The 25,489-nt window shown below is 60.3% G+C and carries 20 protein-coding genes; 10 read left to right on the forward strand and 10 right to left on the reverse strand.

Features of this window, described 5'->3' with window-relative positions:
* The first annotated feature begins 50 nt into the window (after positions 1-50).
* Together nudE and cysQ are read left to right on the forward strand one after the other, a co-directional pair.
* Entirely contained in the window at positions 51-617 is a 567-nt protein-coding gene (nudE, locus tag ACFY68_RS04350; RefSeq protein ID WP_346613508.1) for an ADP compounds hydrolase NudE, read from the forward strand.
* On the forward strand, positions 614-1,441 hold the full coding sequence (gene cysQ, locus ACFY68_RS04355; protein WP_387523633.1) for a 3'(2'),5'-bisphosphate nucleotidase CysQ: 828 nt from the start codon (positions 614-616) through the stop codon (positions 1,439-1,441). The genes nudE and cysQ overlap by 4 nt, the downstream gene beginning before the upstream one ends.
* A 59-nt stretch (positions 1,442-1,500) precedes the next feature.
* Here cysQ and ACFY68_RS04360 read toward each other — a convergent pair whose 3' ends face one another.
* From ACFY68_RS04360 to rfbC, 5 genes are read right to left on the reverse strand one after another with little or no spacing between them, the layout of a single operon-like run.
* Entirely contained in the window at positions 1,501-1,956 is a 456-nt protein-coding gene (locus ACFY68_RS04360) for a YiiD C-terminal domain-containing protein (RefSeq protein ID WP_387523635.1), read from the reverse strand.
* Positions 1,953-3,362, reverse strand: coding sequence for a sigma-54-dependent transcriptional regulator (locus ACFY68_RS04365; protein WP_387523637.1), 1,410 nt, complete (start codon positions 3,360-3,362; stop codon positions 1,953-1,955). The genes ACFY68_RS04360 and ACFY68_RS04365 overlap by 4 nt, the downstream gene beginning before the upstream one ends.
* Positions 3,359-5,173, reverse strand: a complete 1,815-nt coding sequence (locus ACFY68_RS04370; protein WP_346613512.1) for an ATP-binding protein — start codon at positions 5,171-5,173, stop codon at positions 3,359-3,361. Before ACFY68_RS04370 ends, ACFY68_RS04365 begins: the two co-directional genes overlap by 4 nt.
* 38 nt (positions 5,174-5,211) lie before the next feature.
* The gene (gene rfbD / locus ACFY68_RS04375; protein WP_387523639.1) at positions 5,212-6,072 is read right to left on the reverse strand and encodes a dTDP-4-dehydrorhamnose reductase; all 861 of its coding nucleotides are present in this window, start codon (positions 6,070-6,072) and stop codon (positions 5,212-5,214) included.
* The gene (rfbC, locus tag ACFY68_RS04380) at positions 6,069-6,614 is read right to left on the reverse strand and encodes a dTDP-4-dehydrorhamnose 3,5-epimerase (protein ID WP_346613514.1); all 546 of its coding nucleotides are present in this window, start codon (positions 6,612-6,614) and stop codon (positions 6,069-6,071) included. The genes rfbD and rfbC overlap by 4 nt, the downstream gene beginning before the upstream one ends.
* A 192-nt stretch (positions 6,615-6,806) precedes the next feature.
* On the opposite strand from rfbC, the gene ACFY68_RS04385 reads away from it, so the two are divergent.
* The 3 genes from ACFY68_RS04385 (at position 6,807) to ACFY68_RS04395 (ending at position 13,114) form a co-directional block, all read left to right on the forward strand.
* Positions 6,807-9,707, forward strand: a complete 2,901-nt coding sequence (locus tag ACFY68_RS04385; RefSeq protein ID WP_387523642.1) for an aminotransferase — start codon at positions 6,807-6,809, stop codon at positions 9,705-9,707.
* A gap of 153 nt (positions 9,708-9,860) precedes the next feature.
* Entirely contained in the window at positions 9,861-10,967 is a 1,107-nt protein-coding gene (gene aguA, locus ACFY68_RS04390; RefSeq protein ID WP_387523644.1) for an agmatine deiminase, read from the forward strand.
* 827 nt (positions 10,968-11,794) lie between these two features.
* Positions 11,795-13,114, forward strand: a complete 1,320-nt coding sequence (locus ACFY68_RS04395; protein ID WP_346613518.1) for an OprD family porin — start codon at positions 11,795-11,797, stop codon at positions 13,112-13,114.
* A gap of 97 nt (positions 13,115-13,211) precedes the next feature.
* Here ACFY68_RS04395 and ACFY68_RS04400 read toward each other — a convergent pair whose 3' ends face one another.
* From ACFY68_RS04400 to ACFY68_RS04410, 3 genes are all read right to left on the reverse strand, one after another.
* The gene (locus ACFY68_RS04400) at positions 13,212-14,876 is read right to left on the reverse strand and encodes an FMN-binding glutamate synthase family protein (protein WP_387523647.1); all 1,665 of its coding nucleotides are present in this window, start codon (positions 14,874-14,876) and stop codon (positions 13,212-13,214) included.
* A gap of 267 nt (positions 14,877-15,143) precedes the next feature.
* Complete coding sequence (locus tag ACFY68_RS04405; RefSeq protein WP_387523651.1) at positions 15,144-16,514, reverse strand: ATP-binding protein; 1,371 nt, start codon at positions 16,512-16,514, stop codon at positions 15,144-15,146.
* A gap of 1 nt (position 16,515) precedes the next feature.
* Complete coding sequence (locus ACFY68_RS04410) at positions 16,516-17,235, reverse strand: response regulator (RefSeq protein WP_387523654.1); 720 nt, start codon at positions 17,233-17,235, stop codon at positions 16,516-16,518.
* 140 nt (positions 17,236-17,375) lie between these two features.
* Here ACFY68_RS04410 and ACFY68_RS04415 point away from each other — a divergent pair, with 140 nt between their 5' ends.
* A complete protein-coding gene (locus ACFY68_RS04415; RefSeq protein WP_387523657.1) occupies positions 17,376-19,637 on the forward strand; it encodes a TonB-dependent siderophore receptor in 2,262 nt (753 codons plus the stop codon).
* Positions 19,638-19,847: 210 nt separating this feature from the next.
* Here the strand turns inward: ACFY68_RS04415 and ACFY68_RS04420 are convergent, their stop codons facing one another.
* A complete protein-coding gene (locus ACFY68_RS04420; RefSeq protein ID WP_387523659.1) occupies positions 19,848-20,174 on the reverse strand; it encodes a helix-turn-helix domain-containing protein in 327 nt (108 codons plus the stop codon).
* Positions 20,158-20,412, reverse strand: a complete 255-nt coding sequence (locus tag ACFY68_RS04425; RefSeq protein ID WP_387523662.1) for a type II toxin-antitoxin system RelE/ParE family toxin — start codon at positions 20,410-20,412, stop codon at positions 20,158-20,160. The genes ACFY68_RS04420 and ACFY68_RS04425 overlap by 17 nt, the downstream gene beginning before the upstream one ends.
* Positions 20,413-20,773: 361 nt before the next feature.
* On the opposite strand from ACFY68_RS04425, the gene ACFY68_RS04430 reads away from it, so the two are divergent.
* From ACFY68_RS04430 to ACFY68_RS04445, 4 genes are all read left to right on the forward strand, one after another.
* The gene (locus ACFY68_RS04430) at positions 20,774-20,995 is read left to right on the forward strand and encodes a DUF4160 domain-containing protein (protein ID WP_387523665.1); all 222 of its coding nucleotides are present in this window, start codon (positions 20,774-20,776) and stop codon (positions 20,993-20,995) included.
* On the forward strand, positions 20,983-21,435 hold the full coding sequence (locus ACFY68_RS04435) for a DUF2442 domain-containing protein (protein ID WP_387523667.1): 453 nt from the start codon (positions 20,983-20,985) through the stop codon (positions 21,433-21,435). The genes ACFY68_RS04430 and ACFY68_RS04435 overlap by 13 nt, the downstream gene beginning before the upstream one ends.
* 369 nt (positions 21,436-21,804) lie before the next feature.
* The gene (locus tag ACFY68_RS04440) at positions 21,805-23,394 is read left to right on the forward strand and encodes a DUF6119 family protein (protein ID WP_387523670.1); all 1,590 of its coding nucleotides are present in this window, start codon (positions 21,805-21,807) and stop codon (positions 23,392-23,394) included.
* A gap of 152 nt (positions 23,395-23,546) precedes the next feature.
* Positions 23,547-25,064: a HEPN domain-containing protein gene (locus ACFY68_RS04445; RefSeq protein WP_387523673.1), complete on the forward strand. Its 1,518-nt coding sequence runs from the start codon at positions 23,547-23,549 to the stop codon at positions 25,062-25,064.
* The last annotated feature ends 425 nt before the right edge of the window (positions 25,065-25,489 follow it).

Consider the following 25,489-nt stretch of genomic DNA (forward strand, 5'->3'; position numbering starts at 1 on the left):
CAGTCGGCAAGCCACGGTATAGTAACCCGTTCACGCCAAGGAGCCGCCCCATGCGCCAGAAACCCACCGTACTCAGCCGCGAGATTGTCGCCAGCAGCCGCTTGTTCCGCGTCGAAGCCGTGCAGTTGCGCTTCAGCAATGGCACCGAACGTACCTATGAGCGCCTGGTCGGCCGTGGCAATGGTTATGGTGCGGTGATGATCGTGGCCATGCTCGATGCCGAACACGCGGTGTTGGTCGAGGAATACTGCGGCGGCACCGACGAGTACGAGCTGTCGCTGCCCAAAGGGTTGATCGAACCGGGTGAAGACGTGCTGGCCGCCGCCGACCGGGAGCTCAAGGAAGAGGCCGGTTTTGGCGCACGTCAGTTGGAGCACCTGACCGAGCTTTCGCTGTCGCCGGGCTATATGAGCCAGAAGATTCAGGTGGTGCTGGCCACGGACCTCTACGAGGAGCGGCTGGAGGGCGACGAGCCGGAGCCGATGCGGGTCGACAAAGTGAACCTGCGCGAGCTGTCGGCCCTGGCCATGCACCCGCAGTTCAGCGAAGGCCGGGCGTTGGCAGCGTTGTATTTGGCGCGTGACCTGCTGATTCAGCGGGGGCTGCTCGACGCATGAACGACCAGCAACTGATGCATGAGGTGGTGAAGCTGGCCGGCCTGGCGGGCGAGGCGATCCTGCCGTTCTGGCGGGCCGATGTGGCGGTGACCAACAAGGCCGATGACTCGCCGGTGACCGCTGCCGACCTGGCCGCGCACCGGGTTATTGCCGATGGCCTGCAGGCACTGGCACCACAAATCCCGGTACTGTCCGAGGAAGACTGCAATATCCCATTGGCTGAACGGCAGGGCTGGCAGCGCTGGTGGCTGGTCGACCCACTGGACGGCACTAAGGAGTTCATCGCAGGCAGCGAGGAATTCACCGTGAACATCGCGTTGATCGAACAGGGTGAAGTGGTGTTCGGCGTGGTTTCGATGCCGACCACCGGGCGCTGCTATTTCGGCGGCCGCAACCTGGGCGCCTGGCGCGTTGAGACGGGCGGGCAAGCCCAGCCGATTCAGGTACGTAATGCGCCGCCTGCCGATGGGCGCTTTACCGTGGTGGCCAGCCGTCGCCACTCCAGCCCGCAGCAGGAAGCGCTGCTGGCCGGGCTCGGCGCTGCGGTTGGCGAACTGGAGCTGGCCAATATCGGCAGTTCGCTGAAATTCTGCCTGTTGGCCGAAGGCAGCGCCGACTGCTACCCGCGCCTGGCGCCTACCTCGCAGTGGGACACTGCGGCTGCCCAGGGCGTGGTGGAAGGCGCTGGTGGCGAAGTGATCAACCTTGACGGCCAGGCATTCCGCTATCCGCCCCGCGAGTCCCTGCTCAACCCCTTCTTCCTCGCCTTGCCCGCAGCTGCCGGTTGGCGCCAGGCACTCATCCAGTTGGCGGTGGCCTTGTAGGCGCGGCCTTGCGTCGCGAAAGGGCCGCATAGCGGCCCCGGCAATTCCTGCAGCGCTGGTCAGCGGTGCAGCACGTACTGGCCGCTGAATTTCGCGGCGGGCTCGTCGCTGCCGGCGTTGCTGACCGTAGTCTCCAGCGTCAGCCGCGCCCGGCCACGGCGCTGGTACATCGTCACGAAGCGTTCCCAGGCCTTTTCATCCGGCGCCGCACAGTGCGCCACCGCCGTCCCTGTCACCGGCAAGGGGTAGCTGATCTGGCCTTCCTGGATGACGATATGCCCGTCATCGATCCCCAGCTCGCGCAGGCGCAGGTGCAACCAGCCCCAGCCCACCAGCACGGCCGCGCAGTACAGGCTGCCGCCGAACATGGTGCTCTTGTGGTTGACGTTGGCAGCCAGTGGTAGCTGCAGGCGCAGCGCCTGGCCTTGCCAATCGATGACTTCCAGGCCCATTTCGCGGGTCAGGGGAATATCGCTGTGCAGTACAGACTGCAGGTACTGACTGTCGCTGCTCATGAACGGTGGTCCTCGTGGTCGTCTGCCCCGCTGTTGCCGCCGTCAAAATTGAGGCCGTGCTTGCGCAGTTTGTCGTGCAGGGTCTTGCGCGGTATGCCCAGTGCTTCGGCCAGGCTGCGCATGGTGCTGTGTGGCTGGGCCAGTTCGGCGGCGATCAGCGAGCGTTCGAACTGCTCGACCTGTTCGCTGAGGTTGCCCGGCAGTGCCGGTGCCGAGGGTGCTGTCGCCACGGGGGGTGGGTTGTCCAGGGCTAGTTCCAGGCCGAGGGCGAAACGCTCGGCGGCGTTCTGCAGTTCACGCACGTTGCCTGGCCAGCCATGGCGCAGCAGCATGGCCCGTTGCGCCGGCTGCAGGTTGTGCGCAGGCAGCCCGTGGCGCTGGCTGGCGGTGTCGGCGAAATGCTGGAACAGCACCAGGATGTCATCGCCGCGTTCGCGCAGTGGCGGGATACGCAGCGGCGCCACGTTCAGGCGGTAATAAAGGTCGGCGCGAAAGCGCCCTTGGTCGGCAGAGTGGCGCAGGTCTTCCTTGGTCGCCGCAATGATGCGGATATCCAACGGAATCAGCTGGTTGCCGCCCAGGCGCTCTACCACCCGTTCCTGCAACAGGCGCAGCAGCTTCACCTGCACGTCCAGGCTCATGCTTTCGATTTCATCGAGGAACAACGTGCCGCCATTGGCGAATTCGAACTTGCCGATGCGGCGTTTCTGCGCGCCGGTGAAGGCGCCGGGCTCATGGCCGAACAGTTCGCTTTCTACCACCGATTCTGCCAGCGCACCGGCATTGATGGCCACGAAAGGCCCGTCGCGGCGGCTGGACAAGTCGTGCAGGGCACGGGCCACCACCTCTTTGCCGGCACCGGTTTCGCCGAGGATCAGCACGTCTGCGCGGGTGCCGGCCAAGGCGCCGATCTGCTCGCGCAGGCGCAACATGGACGGCGAATGGCCGACCAGGCGGGTGGCCAATTGCTGGCGGTCGCTCAGCGCCAGGCGCAGGCTGCGGTTGTCGAGCACCAGCCGGCGCAGGGCCAGGGCGCGGCGCACGCTGTCGAGCAGGGCATCGCTGGCAAAGGGTTTTTCAAGGAAATCGTAGGCGCCTGTGCGCATGGCTTGCACGGCCAGGGGCACGTCGCCGTGGCCGGTGATCAGCAGCACCGGCAGTTCTTTGTCACGGCCGTGCAGTTGTTCCAGCAGTTGCAGGCCGTCGATGCCAGGCATGCGGATATCGCTGACTACCACGCCCGGCCAATCAGGCTCGATGCGTTCGGCCAGGCCCTGGGCGTCGGCCAGGGCGACTACCTTGAGCCCGGCCAGGTCGAGGGTCTGGCTCAGGGCCTGGCGCAGGTGCGGGTCGTCGTCGACCAGCAGTACCTGGGCCTGGCTGTCGATGCAAGTCTCGGTCGTCATGCCGAGGGGTCCTCCGAAGGTTTCAGGTTGGCGCCGGGCGCGGCCACGCGCATTTGCAGCGTGAGCAGGGCGCCACCTTCCGGGTGGTTGCCCAGCAGCAGTTCACCACCCAGGGCACGCATCAGGCTTTCGCAGATGGCCAGGCCCAGGCCCAGCCCCTGGGTGCGGGTCTTGGTGGTGAAGAACGGCTCCTTGGCGTGTTCCAGGGCTTGGCGGCTGAAGCCCGGGCCGTTGTCGCGGATGAACAGGTAGACGTACTCATCGCGTTTTTCGGCACTCAGCCACAGGCGGCGCGGGTTGGCTTTTTCGGTCAAGGCATCGAGGGCATTGGCCAGCAGGTTGCCGAGCACCTGGCGCAGGCGGGTTTCGCCTGCCTGTACCCACAGCGTGGCATCGGGCAGGTCGCGGATCAGCTCCACAGCCATCGCCCGGCGGCGCTTGGCCAGTAACGCCAGGGCGTCGTCCAGCGCCGGTTGCAGGGCCACGCTTTCCGGCGCGTGGCGATCGCGACGGGCGAAGGCGCGCAGGTGGGCGATGATCGAGGCCATGCGCCCGGTCAGCTCACCGATCAACTTGAGGTTGCCGCGGGCATCTTCGGTGCGTTGGTGATCGAGCAGGATCTCGGCATTTTCCGCATAGCTGCGGATGGCCGCCAAGGGCTGGTTGAGTTCGTGGCTGATGCTTGCCGACATGGTGCCGAGTACCGACAGCTTGCCGGCCTGGACCAGTTCGTCCTGGGCGCGCACCAGTTCCTGTTGGGCGTTTTCACGCTCCAGCACCGCGCTTTTGAGGCGGGTATTGAGGCCTTCGAGGTCGGCGGTACGCTGCACCACGCGGTTTTCCAGCTCATGCCGGCCGCGGGCTTCGAAGTCGATGCGGTCGATATAGTGCCGCCGCCGTTGCATCACCAGGCCTGCCAGCAGCATCAGCACCAGCAAGGCCCCGCCGCCGATGGCCATGACCGTCTGCACCGAGCGGTCGACCAGCATGCGTGGGGCGAGGATGCTGACTTGCCAGCCGGTCTCCTTGATGTCGCGGGTCTGGGTCAGCCAGGCATCCGGGTTGAGCACCAGCGGCTGTGGTGCCTGGGTGGGGTAAGGCTGTATGGCGATGATCGCCTGGCGTTCGGCCTCGGTCAGCGCGCGGGTGGCGCGGAAACGCCAGTCGGGCCGCGAGGTGAGGATTACCACGCCGTTATGGTCGGTCAGCAGCAGCTGCTCGGGGGTACGGCCCCAGAGCGTCTCGGTATGGTCGAGGTCGACCTTGACCACCAGCACTCCGACGATGCGCTCGCGGTCGCGCACCGCGGCGGCAAAGAAATAACCGCGTTTGGCTGACGTGGTGCCTTGGCCAAAGAAGCGCCCAAGGTGCCCGGCCATGGCTTCGTTGAAGTACGGGCGGAAGGCGAAATTGCGGCCGACGAAGCTGTCGTGCTTGTCCCAGTTGGAGGCAGCGAGGGTATTGCCGCTGACGTCCATCAGGTACATCACTTCTGCACCGGTCTGGTGGACGATGTCTTTGAGCAGGCGGTTGGCGTTGGTCACCGCTTCGAGCTTGAACGGGTCGGCCAGCACACCACGCAGCGCCGGCAGGTCGCCGAGGATCTGCGGCAGGGTTTCGTAGCGGTGCAGGGTACCGAGCAGGTTGGCGACGTACAGGTCGAGGGTCTGGCGGTTCTGCGAGGCCAGTTCGTCCTGGTAATAGCGTTCGGCAAGGTGGTGCAAGGGCCACAGCAAGGGCGCCAGGCACAGGGCCAGCAGGGCCAGGCTGCGCCAGCGGGGACGGCGTGGGTGCGTGGGTTTTGCAATCATCGCGTAAATGCGCCAGAAGGGTCTGGCGCAATTATGCGCTACTTGAGGCAGTCGATCAGCGCCTGCTGCCAGTGAGGTAGCTGGATGCCCCATTCGCCGGCCAGGCGCGAGCAGTCCAGGCGCGAGTTGAGCGGGCGGCGCGCGGGTGTCGGGTATTCGCTGGAAGCGATCGGCAGCAGTTCGGCGCAAGGCAAGCCCCGGGCCTTCAGCTGTTCGCCGATGGCCTGGGCGAAGCCGTACCACGACGTTTCCCCTTGTGCGGTGAGGTGGTAGGTGCCCCAGGCACCGGCCTCGCCGGCTTGCCAGCGCTCGACCAGCGCGCGGGTGCTGGCAGCGATGGTCGCGGCCCAGGTGGGCGCGCCGACCTGGTCGTCGACCACGCGCAATTGCGGCTTTTCCTGCAGCAGCCGTTGCATGGTCAGCAGGAAGTTGCGCCCGTACAGCGAGTAGACCCAGCTGGTACGCAGGATCAGGTGATCGCCACCGACCGCCGCGATGGCCTGTTCGCCGGCCAGTTTGCTGCGCCCATAAACACCCAGCGGGTTGGGCACGTCCTTCTCGGTATAAGGCGCAGCTTTGGCACCGTCGAAAACGTAGTCGGTGGAATAGTGGATCAGCGGGGCGCCGAGCCGCAGCGCCTCCTCGGCCAGCACGCGAGGTGCCTCGGCATTGATTGCAAAGGCGGTGTCTGGCTCGCTTTCGGCCTGGTCTACGGCGGTGTACGCGGCGGCGTTGATGATCAGGCCGGGCGCCAGCTTGCGCAGCGGTTCGCGCAGCGCCTCGGGCAGGGCCATGTCCAGGTGCTGGCGGCCAAGCAGGTGCAGCTCGCCGAGACCGGCCAGTTGCACCTTCAGTGCTTGCGCAACCTGGCCGTTGCAGCCACACACCAGTACTTTCATGGGAATAGATCCGCGTCTGCCAGCAGGGCGCCAGCCTGGTCCTTGGCTGACAGCAAAGGCGGAGCCTGCAGGCCCCAGTCGATGGCCAGCTGCGGGTCATCCCAGCGGATGCAGCGCTCGGCGGCGGGGTTGTAGTACTCGGTGGTCTTGTACAGGAAGTCGGCCGATTCGCTCAGCACCAGGAAGCCATGGGCAAACCCTGGCGGGATCCAGAACTGGCGGTGGTCTGCGGCACAGAGCCGGGTAGCCACCCAGCGGCCGAATGTAGGCGAACTGCGGCGGATATCCACGGCGACGTCGAGCACTTCACCCTGGGTTACTCGCACCAGTTTCCCCTGAGGGTTGTCGATCTGGTAGTGCAGCCCACGGAGCACGCCGCGCTGTGAGCGTGAGTGGTTGTCCTGGACGAACCGGGCATCAAAACCGGTCTTTTGGGCGAATTCACGGGCGTTGAAACTTTCGAAGAAGAAGCCGCGGCTATCGCCGAAGATCTTCGGTTCGATGATCAGTACGTCAGGTATGTCGGTAGCAATTATGTTCATGGCGTTTATCTTACCCGTGTACTCAGGGATGGACCTTACCGGCCTCGTTCAATTTAGCCCGCCTTGGCCTGTTGCAGCCTAGATTGCCATCATGACTGCGCACGGGCGCACACTCATCATTTCATCTTTGCCACTTGTTTATCGGCCTTGGCAATGGCGAGATAAGCGAAAAATAAAAGAGGTTTCATCTTCATGCCCCTCAGCACCCTGATTCAGCGTTCCAGCCTGCCCAGCCCGTCGCTCAGCCAAGCCCAGGCGCATGCCTTGCTTCAGGCGCATTATGACCTTGCTGGCAGCCTGTCGGCGCTGGGCAGCCAGCAGGACCTGAACTTCCGGTTGGACACGGGGCAGGGGCGGTTCGTGCTCAAGGTCTGCCACGGCAGCTATGCCCAGGCCGAGCTGGAGGCGCAGCATGCGGCGCTGGCTTATCTGCGCGATAAAGGCTTGCCGGTGCCCGCCGTGCGCCCGGCCCGCGATGGCCAGGGGTTGCTGGCGCTGGATATCGACGGGCAACCGCTGCGCGCACGCCTGCTCGACTACATAGAAGGGCAGCCGCTGACTCGCCTAAAGCACATGGAACCGCGGCTGATGGCCGAGCTTGGCGCATTGTGTGCCCAGGTCGACCAGGCGTTGGCCGATTTCGACCACCCAGGCCTGGTGCGCACCCTGCAATGGGACCCGCAGCATGCTCAGGCGCTGATCGAGCATCTGCTGCCGGTGCTGCAGGACGCCGGGCAGCGCGCCCGCATCGACAAGGCCACACGGCAGGCCGCTGAAAAACTGGCAGTGCTGGTCGATCACTTACCGAGCCAGGCCGTGCACCTGGACATCACCGACGACAACGCCGTCTGGGCCCGCGACGCCGCGCGGCAGTGGCAGCTGCAGGGCGTGATCGATTTCGGGGACCTGCTTCGTACCTGGCGTATCGCCGACCTTTCCGTCACCTGCGCGGCCCTGCTGCACCATGCCGAAGGCGACCCACTGCGCATTCTGCCGGTGGTGCGTGCGTACCAGGCCGTCAACCCGCTAGGCGAAGCCGAGTTGCGCGCCCTGTGGCCGCTGGTGCTGAACCGTGCCGCTGTGCTGGTGCTGAGCAGCGAGCAACAACTGGCGGTGGACCCTGGCAACCAGTACATACGCGACAACATCGCCCATGAGTGGGAAATCTTCAACACCGCTACCGCCGTGCCTTTCGCGCTGATGGAGGCGGCCATCCTGCAGGCCGCCGGTAGCGAGCCGAGTGGATCGGTGCTGGCGAATTGTGCGCCACTGCTCCCGGACTTGGCCGGGCAGGCCGTTACCCGGGTAGACCTGGGTGTACTCAGCCGCCATTGCGAGGCTGGCAACTGGGAGCAACCTGGCTTCGACCAGCGCCTGCTGACCGCGCAACCCGCCCCGGCGTGCAGCCTGCATGGGCAATACCGCCTGTCACAAACGCACATCGACCGCCCCGAAGAGCCAGCCACGTGCGCGTTGGGCGTGGAGCTGCACGTACCCAACGGTACTGCGGTTCAAGCGCCGCAGGCAGGTACCTGGCAGCGCCATGGCGACGGCCGCGGTTGCCTGCACACGCCGCATTGGGCCCTGTGGCTGAGCGGCCTGGAAGATACCCCGGCAGACGGCCAGCACGTGGCCAAGGGGCAGGCGCTGGGCAGCAGCTGTGGTTTCCTGAGTGTCCAGCTGTGCCTGGACAGCGCTGTTCAGCCGCCGTTTTTCGCCACGCCTTCCCACGCGGCCGCTTGGCTGGCGCTGTGCCCATCGCCTGCAGCCTTGTTAGGCTTTGACTGTGACGCCGAGCCGCTGGCCGACCCGCAGGCTTTGCTGGCCCGCCGCGATGCCAGCTTCGCCCGTTCGCAGAAGCACTACTATGCGCAGCCGCCGCACATCGAGCGGGGCTGGCGCAATTACCTGATCGACATGCAGGGCCGTTCCTACCTCGACATGCTCAACAATGTCGCGGTACTGGGCCACGGTCACCCTCGCATGGTGGCCGAATCGGCGCGGCAGTGGTCGCTGCTCAACACCAACTCGCGTTTCCACTACGCGGCCATCGCCGAGTTTTCCGAACGCCTGCTCAAGCTGGCGCCACCCGGCTTCGACCGGGTGTTCCTGGTCAACAGCGGCACCGAAGCCAATGACCTGGCGATTCGCCTGGCCTGGGCCTACAGCGGTGGGCGCGACCTGCTCAGCGTGCTGGAGGCTTACCACGGCTGGTCGGTGGCCACCGATGCCATTTCCACCTCGATCGCCGACAACCCGCTGGCCCTGGAAACACGGCCAGACTGGGTGCATCCGGTCGAGGCGCCGAACACCTTCCGTGGCCGCTACCGCGGGGCTGACAGCGCTACTGATTACCTGTGTGACGTCGATGCCAAGCTCGCCGACCTCGATGCCCGTGGCCGCCAACTGGCCGGCATGATCTGCGAGCCGGTGTACGGTAACGCCGGCGGCATCTCGCTGCCTGCGGGCTACCTGCAAGACGCTTATGCCAAGGTGCGAGCGCGCGGTGGTGTGTGCATCGCCGATGAAGTGCAGGTGGGTTACGGCCGCCTGGGCGAGTACTTCTGGGGTTTCGAGGAGCAGGGTGTGGTGCCGGACATCATCACCATGGCCAAGGGCATGGGCAACGGCCAGCCTTTGGGCGCGGTCATCACCCGGCGTGAGATTGCCGAGGCGCTGGAAGCGCAGGGCTACTTCTTCTCTTCGGCGGGCGGCAGCCCCGTCAGTTGCCGTATTGGCATGGCGGTACTGGATGTAATGGACGAGGAGGGGTTGTGGCAGAACACCCGCGACACCGGGCGTTACTTCAAGGCGCGGTTGCAGGCGTTGGTCGATAAACATCCGCTTGCCGGTGCTGCCCACGGTTCGGGCTTCTACCTGGGGCTGGAACTGGTGCGCGACCGCGAGACCCTGGAACCTGCCACCGAAGAAACCATGACGCTGTGCAACCGCCTGCGTGACCTGGGCATCTTCATGCAACCGACCGGGGATTACCTGAACATTCTCAAGATCAAGCCGCCCATGTGCACCACCCGGGCGAGTGTCGACTACTTTGTGGACAGTGTTGATCGGATACTGTCTGAAGACTTGTAGGCATCCGGATGCCGTGCAGGCCGATTGTTATCGGTTTGTACGGCATTTTTATTCGCCATTCGGAAGTATGGTGCTTTTAATGCCGATATATATCGGTTATAAAACCGCCATCTCCCATTGACCATCGGCCTAGGGCCTTTGCAGAGGTTAACCATGAAAACCCTCAACTCCACCCCCCGCGCCGACGGTTTCCACATGCCTGCCGAATGGGCACCGCAAAGTCAGGTATGGATGGTCTGGCCAGAGCGTTCGGACAACTGGCGCCTGGGCGGCAAGCCTGCGCAGGCTGCCCACGTGACCCTGGCCAAGGCTATCGCGCGCTTCGAACCGGTGACCGTGGCGGTTTCCGCCGGCCAGTACGAAAACGCCCGCCGCCAGCTCGACCTGCCGAACATCCGCGTGGTTGAGATCAGCAACGACGACGCCTGGGTGCGCGACACCGGCCCGACCTTCGTCATCAACGATGCCGGCGAAGTGCGCGGCGTGGACTGGGGCTTCAACGCCTGGGGCGGCTTCGACGGCGGCCTGTACGCACCGTGGAACCGCGACGAGGAACTGGCGGCCAAGGTCATGGAAATGGAGCGCTGCCAGCGCTACCACACCGAAGGTTTCGTGCTCGAAGGCGGCTCGATCCATGTGGACGGTGAAGGCACCCTGATCACCACCGAAGAGTGCCTGCTCAACCGCAACCGCAACCCGCACCTGAACCGCGAGCAGATCGAAGAGATCCTGCGTGAGCACCTGGCAGTCGAGACCATCGTCTGGTTGCCGGACGGCCTGTACAACGACGAGACCGACGGCCACGTCGACAACTTCTGCTGTTACGTCAGCCCAGGTGAAGTGTTACTGGCCTGGACCGATGATTCCAATGACCCCAACTACGCACGCTGCCATGCAGCCTACGATGTGCTGAAAAACAGCCGCGATGCCAAGGGCCGCGAGTTTGTGGTGCACAAGATGCCGATCCCTGGCCCACTGTTTGCCACTGAAGAAGAGTGCGCGGGCGTTGACCAGGTGGCCGGTAGCCAGGAGCGCGACCCGTCGGTACGCCTGGCCGGCTCTTACGTGAACTTCCTGATCGTCAACGGCGGCATCATCGCGCCGAGCTTCGATGACCCTGCGGATGCCCAGGCCAGAGCGATCCTGGCCAAGGTCTTCCCGGACCACGAAGTGGTGATGATCCCCGGCCGAGAGCTGTTGCTCGGGGGCGGCAACATCCACTGCCTGACCCAGCAGCAACCGGCGCCGGTCAAGCGCTGACAGCACCGTGCATTCAAAGGCCCGTCATGTGACGGGTCTTTTTTTTGCGGCGATATCCGGCAGTCAGAAATGGCATATGTTTTGTATTGTTTTCAGAGGGTTAACCGGACAGACCGATCACACCGTTCTGTAACAATCGCGACGTAGATTAGCCGCTCACGGGCCAGGAGTACGTGTAGACATGAATGCAGCAAGTGAGACGGCTTTGCGCCCATCGGCAGTGAATCATCAATCGCTCAAAACATTGACGCAGTGGTTGAGACACCTTGGAAGCAAAAGGGTCAGGACGACCGACCCACGACGTCTGCTTGACGGTCGCTATCCCCAAGGGCTGATAAGCGATGCGGAGCTGGAAGCACTGTTGAGTGATTGGCGCTGACAGAGCATCAGCCCGCCCCAAGAAAAACGCCACCGCAATTGCGGTGGCGTTTTTGTTTGTGCGGACAGCAAAGATCGCAGTATGAACGCGTCAGTTAGTCTTTTGCCCGTGGCTGCGAATTATCCAATGCGTCAAAACGACTCATCTGACAGAAGATAAAATGTCCGCTGATGGCGTGATCGTGCATGGAAATGCCCTGTACCTCCCGGTTATTTTGGTTATATCGACCTGCATTTCACGACTTTTTGACATTTGTAATCGCACACGGCTAGGATTCGGCCAACGCCTGCTGGCCATGACATGGCCATGCTGCTGCACAAGGCCCGTCACATAACCCTTGGCGGGCTTTTCAGTTTGGATCCGCATAGCGTCGAACCTACGAAGGGGCGTTGGTTCCTGGCGTCATATTGCAGAGCGTTTTTGATTAAGAAATAAGGAAAAAAACAACATGTTGAAAACCAGGATCAGCTTGGTCGCCTTGGCGATGATCGCCGCGACCCAGGCTCAGGCCAACGAGCAGGCCGACAGCAAGGGCTTTATCGAAGACAGCCACGCAAACGTTCTCCTGCGTAACGCTTACATCAACCGTGACAAGAAACACGGTACCGATGACCAGATCGAATGGGGCCAAGCGGCCATCGCCAACTTCTCCTCTGGCTTCACCCAGGGCACCGTAGGTGTCGGCGTCGACGCATTTGGCCTGTACGCCGTGCGTCTGGACGGCGGCAAGGGCCACAACGGTGGCGCCGGTGTCGACTTCTTCAAGCCGGGCAACACCAAGAACGCCGATGGCAACGCCAGCGGCCCGCACGACCTGGCCCGCGCTGGCGCAGCCGTGAAGTTCCGCATTTCCAACACCGTGCTCAAGTACGGTGACCAGATGCCGGCACTGCCTGTGCTGCAGTACGACGATGGGCGTCTGCTGCCAGAAAGCTTCACCGGCACCCTGATCACTTCCAAGGAAATCGAAGGCCTGGAACTGAACGCCGGCCGCTTCACCCAGGAAGCGCGCAAGAGCGCCGAGCGTCGTGACGGTGGTGGCCTGAAGTCGATCAACGTCTTCGGCGGTAGCTACAAGTTCACCGACAACTTCACCGCGTCGCTGTACACCGCAGACAACGAAGACGTGATGAAGAAGCACTACCTGGGCTTGAACTACGTCTTCCCGATCGCCGATGACCAGTCGCTGACCCTGGACTTCAACGGCTACAAGTCGGACATCGACAACAAGTACGTGCAGGCCGCCGGCCTGAACGGCGACTCCAACACCATCTGGAGCCTCGCTGCGACCTACGCCTACGGCGCGCACTCGTTCACCCTGGCGCACCAGCGCAGCACCGGCAGCACCGGTTACAACTACGGCTGGTACCAGAACGAAGGCGGCGTGGGTGACGGTGGTTCGACCATCTACCTGGCCAACTCCTACTGGTCCGACTTCAACGCCGAAGACGAGCGTTCCTGGCAGCTGGGCTACGGCCTGGACTTTGGTGCCTATGGCATCCCGGGCCTGACCTACAAGCTGGCCTACGTAGTGGGTGACAACATCAACACCCGCAACAACGCCAACCCGCAAGGCTTCGGCGAAGGTAAAGAGCGCGAGATCTTCAACCAGATCCGTTATGTGGTACAGGACGGCCCGGCCAAAGACCTGTCGATCAAGCTGCGCAGCTCGTTCCTTCGCACCAACAACGCTGTACAGCAGAACGGCTACAACGACGACGGCAACGAAGTCCGCGTATTCGTCGAGTACCCGATCAGCATCTTCTGATACCGATCAAACGGGGGCTGCTTCGCAGCCCTTGGCTGGCACCAGGCTGCCCTGTGTTTGTTTATGGGAGCGGCCTTGCCGGCGCCGGACCGGTCGTTCAAGCCGGCTCCGCCTCCTTGCGCCGCACCCTCACCTCTGTCAAAGCAACCTCCCCCGTCTCCGGTGCAAAGCTGTCGCTACGCGCCATCCGCCACATGCGCGCGTAGAACTCGCTTTCAATCGAGCCACTGAGCAATTCGCCTGGCTTGAGAAACTGGTGCAAGTCCGAGAACAAGCTGATTTCGCAGGTACTGATGCGCCGGGCCAGGTGTTTGGGCTTGAGCTGCGAAGGGTGTTCCAGGCCTGCGGCCGCAAGCATCTCGGCCAGGGCGTGGAGGGTGTTGCGGTGGAAGCTGGCAACCCGCTCGGCTTTGTCCGGCACCACCAGCGCGCGCTGGCGCAGTGGGTCCTGGGTGGCCACGCCGGTCGGGCACTTGTTGGTGTGGCAGCTCTGCGACTGAATGCAACCAATGGCGAACATGAAGCCGCGCGCCGAGTTGACCCAGTCGGCGCCGATGGCCAGCACGCTGGCAATATCGAAGGCGCTGACGATCTTGCCCGCCGCGCCGATGCGAATGCTCGAGCGAAGGTTCAGGCCGACCAACGTGTTGTGCACGAACATCAAGCCTTCGCGCATGGGCACGCCCATGTTGTCGCTGAACTCGCGTGGCGCTGCGCCGGTGCCGCCTTCCTTGCCGTCGACGACAATGAAATCCGGGGTGATGCCGGTGGCCAGCATGGCCTTGGCGATGCCCATGAACTCCCACGGGTGGCCCAGGCAAAACTTGAAGCCCACCGGTTTGCCGCCAGACAACTCACGCAGGCTGGCAACAAAGTGCAGCAGCTCCAGCGGGGTGTGGAACGCGCTGTGCGCGGCTGGCGAGATGCAGTCCTCGCCCTCGCGCACACCCCGGGTGGTGGCGATTTCCGAACTGACCTTGTGCCCCGGCAGGATGCCGCCGTGCCCCGGTTTGGCGCCCTGGCTGAGCTTGATTTCGATCATCTTCACTTGCGGGTCGCGGGCCTGTTCAGCGAAGCGTTTTGGGTCGAAGCGGCCCTGGTCGGTGCGGCAGCCAAAATAGCCGCTGCCGATTTCCCAGATCAGGTCGCCGCCATGCTCGCGGTGGTAGGGGCTGATGCTGCCCTCGCCGGTGTCATGGGCAAAGCGGCCCAGGCGTGCGCCCCGGTTGAGCGCGGCGATGGCGTTGGCGCTGAGTGCGCCGAAGCTCATCGCCGAAATATTGAAAATCGAGGCAGAGTAGGGCAGGCGGCACTGCGGCCCGCCAATGGCGATGCGCAACGAGGCAGGGTCTGGGGTGGCCACCGGCAGCATCGAATGGCTGATGAATTCAAAGCCGGGTTTGTACACGTCGTTCAACGTCCCGAACGCTTTTTCGGCGCTTTCGTTCTTGGCGCGGGCGTAGACCAGTGACCGCTGCGAGCGTGAAAAGGGCAGTTTGTCGTCGTCGCCTTCGATCAGGTACTGGCGAATTTCCGGGCGAATGGTCTCGATCAGGTAGCGGATGTTGCCCAGGATCGGGTAATTGCGCCGCACCGCGTGGTGGCTTTGGCGCAGATCATTGAGGCCGACCAGGCTGAGCAGGGCGGTGACCGCAGTCAGTGGCCAGAGCCATGTGTGCGTGGCAAGCAAGGGCAGGCTGGCGAAGGTGAATGCCAGGCAGATCGCCAGGCAGGCGTAGCGGCTGGGGAGGGCGTGTTTCATAGGTCCATCGCAGGCAGGATGACCGGGCAAGCATAGGTAAACTGGCCGTTCGGAAAACCAGGGGAATCGGTAAAACACTGTTACCTGATGATGGGTTGTGTTGTGGCTTGGGGCCCCATCGCCGGCAAGCCGGCTCCCACAGGTATACCGGTGCCTTCGGGGCCAGCGCGGTCTTGGGACTGCCCCCAAAGTTTGGACACCAATCCAACCCTGGGGCAGTCCACTTTGTGGGAGCCGGCTTGCCGGCGATTGGGCTGCACAGCAGCCCTACCCGGTCAGCAGCACAGTCACGCGTAACCCGCCACCGTCGCGGTTGGTCAGCATCAGCTCACCGCCATGGCTGGCGGCAATCCGCTGGGCAATGCTCAACCCCAACCCGTAGCCGCCGGACGCTTGGTTGCGCGAATTCTCCCCACGTACGAAAGGATCGGTAATGGTCGCCAGCAGCCCTACTGCAATGCCGGGCCCGCGGTCATCAATATGGATGGAAACGCCCGTGGATGCGCGCTCGAGCGTGACCGATACCTCCCTGGCATAGCGCAGCGCATTGACCAGCAAATTCTGCAGGCAACGCTGCAGCAGCAAGGCATCGACCCGCAGGCTGCCCGCTTTGCCTTGCACCGGCAGCGGCTCGTCGGCGCTGGCCAGGTCGGCGCACAAGCGTGCCACCAGCCGGTCGATATCGACGTGTTGCAGGTTCTGCTGTTCGCCTGCGCGCAAGTAATCCAGCACCTGGCCGATCATGTCGTCCATCTGCGTGATGTTCTGCCGCAAGCGCTCGCGGTGGTCATCATTCGGCAGCCGTTCAAGGCGCAGGCGCATGCGTGTCAGCGGGGTGCGCAGGTCATGGGACACGGCGGCCAGGAAGTAAGCCTTGTCGTTGACCATGGCAATAAGGCGTTGCTGCATCGCGTTGAAGGCCTGGGCAGCCTGGCGCACTTCCTCCGGGCCATCCAGGGCCAGGGGTGGTTGTTCCAGGTTGCCGCCCAGGCCACGCGCGGCATCGGCCAGGCGCCGCAGCGGCCGCAGGCACAGGCGTACCGCGATCAGGCACACCAGCAGCACTGCGACGATACGCAGTGCATACACCCGCAGCAGGTAATCGCTGATCAGCACCCACGCCGACTCACCGCTCCAGCCCTGCAATTCCTGACCGTCGATGGTCAGCCAGTGGCCGTCGGCCAAAGGGACGGCGAACTGAATATGCGCCTGGGCTGTGCGCAGCCCGAACAGGCTGCGCCAGACGATCGGCTGGCCCAACTCATCGGTCAGTTGCACCTTGAGCAGCCGCACCGCCTGGGCATGCCCCAGTTCGTACTTCAGCGCCTGTTGCAGCAGCAGCTCGACGCGGCGTCGCCCGCGGCGGTGGTCTTCCTCAACAGGTGGCACATCGTCGGCGCAGCGCAGTTGGTAGTGGGCCGGCACCTGCAAAGCAGGGGCAACGTGGCAGTCAGCCTGGGCGATCAGCGGTGCGCTGCGCGCAGCCATCAGCCTGACGGGGGCCTCGAGCACCTGGGCAAAACGCACATCGAACCAGATGCTGCTGGACATCAACTGGATCACCAGCGTGCCGCTGACCATGATCAGCAGTAGCTGGCCAAACAGCGTGCGCGGCCACAGCCGCCGCAGCCAGCGCATTTCAGCTGGCTGCTTCGGCGCGGGCGATGCTCATCAGGTAGCCTTCGTTGCGGATGGTGAGGATCTGCACATCGCTGGCGGGCGCGCGGCGCAGCTGCTGGCGCAGGCGGCTGATGCACATGTCTACCGAGCGGTCGTCGGGGTGGTGGTCGCGGCCGAATGCGCTGCGCGTCAACTGGTCGCGTGAAACCACGCGGTTGTTGGCCTCCAGCAGCTCACGCAACACCCGGTAATCGGAGCGCGGCAGGGTCAGCGTTTCGCCGTCCGGGCGGGTCAGCAGGCGTTTTACGTGATCCAGGCTGAAGCCTGCAAAGCATTGGGCTGCTGGCGCAGGTTGTTCGACAGTCGCATCCAGGCGCTGGGGGCGGCGCAGCACGGCCTTGATGCGGGCTATCAATTCGCGAGGTTCGAACGGCTTGGCCAGGTAATCATCGGCACCCACTTCCAGGCCGATGATGCGGTCCAGCGTGCTGCCCTTGGCCGACAGCATGATCACCGCCAGGCCCGGCACGGCCTGCAGTTGCCGGCACAGGCTCAAGCCGTCCTCGCCCGGCAGCATCAGGTCGAGCACCACCAGCTCTACCTTATGCCGCGCCAGCTGCTGGCGCATGGCTTCTCCATCAGCCGCAGCCAGCACGGTGTAGCCGGCATCGGTCAGGTAATCGCAGAGAAGTTCGCGGATCTCGTCGTCATCATCGACGACCAGCAAGGTAGTGCTCATTACTAAAAACACCTGTTCGGTGAGTGCCAGCAGCGCTCATTACATTCGATTACATCCCCATACAAGCCGGGCATGGAGCCAAGGGGGCGGATGCCTAGAATCCTAACAAAAAATCATCTGCAAATACGAAGCCTTCCCAAATGAAACCTCAAAGCATGACGATTCACCCGCTTGCCTTGTTCGTTGCGCTGGCCATCAGTGGTAGCGCTGTGGCCGCCGAAAGCCAGCCGCTGGAGCTGGACGCCACGCAGATCGAAGACAGCGCGCTGCTGCCCGCCGACGCCGCCGGGCAACTGGGTTACACAGTAGAAAGCACCCGCAGTTCCACCGGCCTGGATCTTACCCCCAGGCAGACGCCGCAGTCTGTCACCAGCATCACCCGCCAGCAGATGGACGACCGCGATATCCACACCATCGAGCAGGCCCTCGACACCACGCCAGGCGTGAGCACGAGCAAGTCTGAAGTGGGCGGGCGCACCGATTTCCGTGCCCGGGGCTACTCGATCAGCAACTGGAAGGTGGACGGCCTGCAGTTTCAGGGCGGCTCGGACTTCAGCGGCGGCGGCAACGCGCTGAACATGGACCTGTACGAGCGCATCGACATCGTCCGTGGCGCCAACGGCCTGCTCGGCGGTACCGGCGACCCCTCGGCCACCGTCAACCTGATCCGCAAGGCGCCGACCAGAACCTTTGGCGGCAGCGCCTACGCCACCTACGGCAGCTGGGACAAACGCCGCCTGGGCGCCGACCTCAACCTGCCGCTGTCCGAAGATGGCCGCCTGCGCTCGCGCTTCGTGATGACCCAGCAGGACGCCAACTCGTTCCGCGACAACCAGTCCGAGCGTTCCCGCGCGGCCCTGGCCAACTTCGAATTCGACCTGGATGACGCCACCACCCTGGGCGCCGGTTACCAGTACGAATACAACAAAGTGGTAGGCGGCGGCTGGGGCGCCAACATCCCGATCTGGTACCGCGACGGCAGCACCACCAACCTGCCGCGCAGCACCAACCTGGTACCGAGCTGGAGCTTCGGCGAATACACCACCCGTACCGCCTTCGGCTCCGTGGCACACCGTTTCGACAACGGCTGGGCCCTGGACCTGAAAGTGGCCCAAAGCACCGCCGAGGTGCTCAACCACCGCGGCCTGGCCAAGGTCAACTCGGCCGGGCGCGGCAGCTACGGCGGCTACTGGGGCCAGGACGGCAGCGGTGCAGTGCTCAACGGCCTGCACAGCTCCAGCGACACCACCCAGCAGTCCGCGCAAATCGACTTGTCTGGGCCGTTCCAGCTGTTTGGCCGCACCCATCAGGCGATGGTCGGCTACAACGACAGCCGCACCGTAGCCTGGTCGCCGGAATACACCTGCACCATGGTCGGCGCCGACCGCATCACCGCACCTTCGGTAGGCTGCCAGTTCCGCGCCAACAACGGCCTGCCAGTAACCGACTGGCACAACGGCGTGGACAGCGACTACGACATGCTCGCCTCGCGCACCGGCCGCCACAGCAAAACCACCACCCGCCTGCAAGGCATGTACGCGGCCACCCGGTTGAGCATCACCGACCCGCTGTCGGTCATCGTTGGCGTACGCACCACCGATTACTCCGCCACCACCAACAATGTCAGCGGCGTGCGCAGCAACCAGCAGAACAGCGGCATCGTCACGCCGTACCTGGGCGCGGTGTACGACCTAAACGACACCTACTCGCTGTACGCCAGCTACACCGACATCTTCAACCCACAGACGGCAGAGACCGAGAGCGGCACCAAGGTCGAGCCGATCCGCGGCAAAAGTTACGAAACCGGTATCAAGGGCGAGTGGCTGGATGGCCGCCTGAACGCCTCTGCGGCGTACTTCCGCACCAAACAGCAGAACAAGGCAGTACTCGACGACGGCCTGACCACCCCGACCGGTGGCGATGCCTACAAGGCCGGTACCGGCCAGGAAACCGACGGCATCGACCTGGAAATCGCCGGCGCCCTGACCCCGAACTGGAACCTGTACGCGGGCTATACCTACCTGCACTTCCGCCGCGTCGACAGTGACGGCCGCAGCGACCCGTCGCACCTGTTCAAGGCCTCCACCACCTATCGCCTGTCCGGCCCGCTCGACCGCCTGACTGTGGGCGCTGGGGTAAAGGCGCAGAGCAACATCCGCGCGATCTCGAGCCCTGCCGGGCAGCCGGTTAACGGCGTGAGTGCGGGGGCTACCGATGTGAACTGGTCGGGGTATGCGATCTGGAATGCCATGGCCAAGTACCAGGTGACTGACGACACCTCGGTTAGCCTTAATGTCGACAACCTGTTCGACAAGCATTACTACACCCAGTACGGGTTCTATGCCGGGGCGATTTATGGGGACCCGCGGAATGTGTCGGTGACGGTGAGTACGGCGTTCTGAGGGTTGCACCTCCAGAGTCACGCTGGAGGTGCTCATACTCCGCTTGCCTCTTCCTCAGGTTGCCATCCGTCAGGGGCGAGGCCAGGAAGGGGATAGAAGAGGCGCTGGGGGTGGGGCCGAGGCTGCTGAGATCGGGTGCGTTTGAAGGTCTCTGAGGCAAATGTTCGAGGTTTGGGGTGAGAGGGCTGACGGGCTCCCACACTTGCGGATCTAAATATCGAGCGACTGCACCGGGATGCCGAGCGCGGCTGCGATTTTATCGCGTGTGGCCTTGCGTGGGCGTTCTGCGGCCTCCTGCTGCGAGTAGGCTGACTGGGTTATGCCCAGGCGTTCGGCAACCTCCGCTTGTGTAAGGTCCAGGTGCTTGCGCCATGCAGCAATGGGAGTCAGCCCCTCTTTGACCATGTATCCAACCACGTCATTGGGGACCAAGTCCTCCTGTGGGCGGCTTGCGATGTAGTCGGCATACGGCAGCACGACGAAAGCAGGGCGGCCATCTGCCCCGTTGATGATCTGTACGTTAGTAGGTGTGTTCATCGCGCTTCCTGACCTCCTCGATGTTGACGATCCTCACCCCGCCATCCCAGTCAAAAAGCACGCGGTAGTTTCCCACACGGAGCCGGTAACCATACCGGTGGTTGACCAACGCCTTGACGTTCAGGACGTCCGGCATGTGGCCTAGTGCCTGGGCGGCATCGTAGAGCTTGGGCTGGTCGGTCTTGTTGACCTTTCGGAGCTGCTTCACGGCTTTGCGTGACCAGTGAATCGTGTTCAAGACAGCCCTGTCCTCAATAAGTTGATTATGAGTGTTTTATAAGTATTTTCAAGGTCGACATGGTCGAGGCGGATCTGCGCATGGGAGCTGGGTCGAGGCCTGGTGGTAAGAAGCCGCCCGAATTGTGCTCAGGTGCAGGTAAGCGGCTGCCTCAGGCATGACGGATATATTGGGTACGCATTAATGGCTCTGAAAATCTCCAGGGCTTCGACGCGCTTGGCTGGGCGAAGACGGGGATGGGGTGGCGAATCCTGCAGGCTGCCTTGCTTTACAACAAGGTCTCGAATTCCTAGTGGGCTGTGGGAATATTCTTTTCAGTGCTCAGGCGGGATTAGGGCCAAGGCCGGCAGGCCGGGGCAGTATGTGGAGACTGGGGGAGTTGGCCGGCATCAAGCTACGAGCAAGGGACCATTTGCCACCGCAGGTACACCTCACGGTAGGCGGTGTAGATGTGGTAACCAGTCTTGAATATGTTGCAGTGATACAGGGCAAGGCACCGGCCAAAGTGGTGGAGGAGGCCCTAGCGTGGGTCGCGGCCAATCAGGCCGATCTGTTGAAGGAGTGGATGAAATGGCATCGATGAAACGTCCCCGCCTGCGGGCTGTTCAGCCACGGCCGGGCGTGCGGCTGGAGCTGACTTTTACCAATGGTCAGCGATACGACCTGGATTTGAGCGATTCGCTTGCGGCGTATCCGGGGCTGGCCCCTCTTGCTAAGGGCAATGCGTTCCAAGGCGCCACGCTGGGTGACGGGGGATGGACAGTTGAATGGCCGGCGCTGGATATTCAAATCGGGGCAGACTCGTTGTTGCTGGACACCCTTGCCCAGACAGCGCCGGATGAAAACACGCGGATTTTCATTAGCTGGCGCTTGCGGCATCGGATGACGCTCGACCAGGCCGCGGAAGCGCTGGGCGTGAGTGCGCGTAGCATCAGTCGATACAGCAGTGGCCGAGAAGCAGTGCCGCGCACATTGGCGCTGGCGTGCCTTGGCTGGGAGGCGTGGGCGCGGGAGGCTGCCTGAGCTTGGCTTGGCAGGGACAATCTAGACAACGCAAACAAAAAAGGCCCACCTTTCGATGAGCCTCTTTGCTACTGCGTATGGTGCGGCACCAGGAGTCGAATCAGCCGTTAACTCTATGATATACAACGAAATTTAAAGCTCTCCTCCTGATTAGTATCGCTAAAACTATTCTAAATCCACCCCGTTGATTTCATATTTGATTCATTAGAACTCTCCAAGTGGCTTAGCAAACCCGACTGGAGTTGTATGGCTTTGAGAAAATCCATAAAAGTGATTCAGTGACTTTCTAGGATGCGCACATATTGCGTTGGGGATTCAGAAATGGCACCTTTAGTACTCGCTAGGGAAGATACTCCGAAGGAGACGGGCATGGCCAATACTTATAATATATACAAGGTAAAACCCCATAAGTTGGAGCAGCTCAAAGAAAAGCTCCGAACGGTGGGGTTAGCTGAGCAGAAGACTCATGTTGCAAATGCTTACTCAAAGACATTTTACTATTCTGAAGTTAATCCGGGGAATGACGTTTGGTGGTGGGATACGTATCGGAACTTCTTTAAAGATGATTTGCCAGTACCTAAAAATGTTTTCAATTTCGGGATGTTGCTTTGCCAACATATAGCCCAGCCTGAAACCATTTATGCGGTAAGCTTGGGTAAGTCGCACTTTTATCTATCTAAATTTATCCAGCTTGATTTCGGTATTGATTTGGCCATTCGTATGGCAGACGAAAACTCAATATTGCTGAAGAAAAGTCGATACTTTACGGGTACAAAAAGACAGGATGTTTCTTCGTACCAACAATTTCAGATTGATAGTTACGAGCCTGGGGAGTCGGTCGATCACCTCAAGCTAAAAGCAGCAGACAAAGATATTTGGGGTAAACGTAATATTATTTTTGCAGACTCTATCCAAATGGACATGGATAAGGCGCCGCTTGAATTGTCAGAAATTTTTGAGCAGATTGAGAAAAGTTACCAGGACGATAAAATCATACACTTGCCAAAATTGGAGGCTGTGACAGAGGAGTTGAGCGGTGAGCTGGATTCTGTAGCGTTTGAGAGTTTGAAACGTGGTGAGGGGGGAGTCGCCATTCAGGAGTTCCAAGTGCACGGGGTTGCGATATGCTTTAGTTTTCATGACTACGACTATCGAATTTCAGCAAAAACTGAGGGTGATATTTTTCGCAAGAGTTTAGGGAATACGCTAGACATTGCTAGTGTCTCAGGCTTTATTCAAGACCATGCTGAGATTACGAACATTAATGAGATCTCTGTCCAATTTAAGAACGAGGAGTCTGGGGCTTTTACTAAGCCGCTTAAAGAGCTGCTTGACTTTCCAATATCCTTCGATGGTGCAGATTACTTCCTTAAGGGAGGGGAGTGGTTTGTATTCAACCAGACTTTCATGGATTATCTGAAGCGTTCCTTGGAAAGTATCGATATAGTTGTTGAAGAGGATTTAATAGAAGCAGACTTTCAGCGCTGGAAAGCCCAGAAAGAACGAAGAATCGCTGCCAACGAGCAAGTCGATGATAAGCTAACTTATCGGGAAGCATATTTTAACCAGAAAATATGTGCTGATCGTGGGTTTGTATTGCTTGATAGGCAGTTGACTCTGATACAGTCACTTAAGAAAAAGAAAAACCAGTACCGGGTTGAGGTCGCTGATATATATAAGTCGGGTGAGATCATTTCTGTAAAGATTTCTGAGACCAATTCTGAGTTGATCTACAATATCGAGCAGTCCAAAGACTCCATAGAGTTGATCAAAAGGAAGGTGATAAAGTTTGATAAGTCAATAAAAACGGCTTCATTGTGGTTTGTGTTTGAGGGTGATATAGAAAAGATTACTGACTATAATTCCATTCAGTTTCTTCTAGCTGTGGAGTCATGGCACAAGCTTGTCAGAGGGTTCGGGCTTAAGCCAAAGATATATATATCGAAACATGTTGTCTAAGTTTCAGGGTGTGGTTGGCTATTTTTACATGTGAAACATATTTTAATTTTTCAAGCCAACTATTGCTTAGTTGCTTATTTTTTACTTACAGATTGCTTTTTTGGTAATCATGGCTACCTAGTTCCTTTATAGCTGACTGCTGGTGACTCCTTATGCATACGCACGAACAGTACAATGGAATTTTTCTTTCAACTGATAGCCAGTTTGCCGGGCTTCTAAAGGTTGCGGGAGCGAACAGTAATCTGAAACTTGTTGGGCAGAAATTCTGGGAGTGTCCCGAGGCCGAATATACAGATATTCACGGGGTGATGAACGATGGTAAAAAGGTCTCGCTTCTGGATTGTGTGCTGAATGGTAAGAATAAATATAGATTCGATGATAACTCGCAGTGTGAAAGTATCTTCTTTCCACACTTTGTTGCTGTCGGTGAAGAGTACATTAGCTCTGGTGAGTCCGTCATTCAGGCAGTTCGCTACCATTTCGAGAACGTCGATCGTCTTCTAAGCAATCACAAAACTTTCAAGGCATTACATCCAGGCGTAGAAGACGTTCGCCAGCTCCTTGAGAATGATCACAAGCGTCAGGAGCAAATAGGAGAAACTTATGGATGGACAAGGCTTGAATTTGACCCTCAGATTGGTGATTATCCGCATCTTCTGTATTTCAGCGGCGCATGGGAAATATTAGCTGGTCAGGCAGATGTTGGCAAAATATCATTGACGAATAGGACTTCTCATAATATGGGAAGTGCTGCCGGAATCGGAATAAGCAATGAAGTCACTGTTAATATCGAATTTAAAGAAGCTAAGACGCTAGGCGTAGCGATTGATACACTTATAGGCTTGCACAGTTTGTTTGAGCTTATCCTTGGACACCGTCAGCGTTATCGCTGGATTGAGCTCGAACTCACCCATCGCTCAACGGCCCCGGCGCCTGATATCCCTAGTTGTGCACGCTTATATTGGAGCCTGTGCAACGAACGTGTTGAAGGTGATTCAAAGATCAGTCTGGGCGACGCCCTTTTGTCTCCAGAACGACGTCCCGATGAATTTTCCAAAGTAATGACAGGTTGGATCAATAGTGCTGGGAGTATGAACCACCCCAGGACACGATTCGCGACTGCTTTCTTTGATAGCTATAGTATCAATCGTATAGTTGGTGCTGCCAATATGTTTGACTTGTTGCCTGAGAGCCATGCGCCTAAAGTAAAGGAAGCAGATGCTTTGCTCAAAGATGCAGTGAAAAAATGCCGTGATATATTCAAAGCGTTGCCGGATAGCTTCGCTAGGCAGTCTGTTCTATCGAGCTTAGGGAGGGTTGGAAAGGCAAGTTTGCGCGATAAAATATATCACCGAGCTGAAAAGGTAATTGCGGCGGTTGGAGAAAGATTTCCAGATTTGTACTTGCCATGTAATCATGCGGTATTGTCACGTAATCACTATGTGCATGGCAGCAAGCGTTCATTTGATTATGAAGATAATTTCACGGAGTTTGCCTTCCTCACTGATACTCTGGAGTTTGTCTTCGCTGCATCTGATTTACTGGATCTTGGATGGGATTTGAAGGCCTGGATCGAGCAAGAGAATTCAATGACACATCCGTTTGGAGTTTATGCTGCAAATTATTTAGAAAATGTTAATCGTTTAAAGAATCTGCTTGAACTTCCATGAGTTCTCTAAACGGCGAGTGGGTGCCCGGACTGTCAAATAATAATATTTTGTCGCCTTGTTGTGTTGAGTGAGGCGACAAGTAAAAAACCATTCGACATGTTTTCTTTGCCAAGCCCAGGGGTTTCTAGCTCCCATCGTTCTGCTATTTTCTTTGGATGATACTTGCCTGACGTAGATGCCGTTCCGTGTTACATGCGAGCCAGTCAGCACACCAGTTAGAAACAGTTACATGTCGAATGGCTTCTTCATGTCCGTCCTCCAATTTAGGCAGCGACGACATTGATCTGACCGTGTCCCAGTTCATGGTCGAATTCATTTCAGTGGGTGGAAGAAACACGATATTTGAGGGTTATATCGCGAAACATTTCTACTCCCGCTAACTGCAAGCCACTGCGCTAAATTCCTCGCCTCCTCGCCTCCTCGCC

It is taken from the genome of Pseudomonas sp. NPDC012596 (assembly GCF_042902325.1).
Lineage (GTDB): Bacteria > Pseudomonadota > Gammaproteobacteria > Pseudomonadales > Pseudomonadaceae > Aquipseudomonas.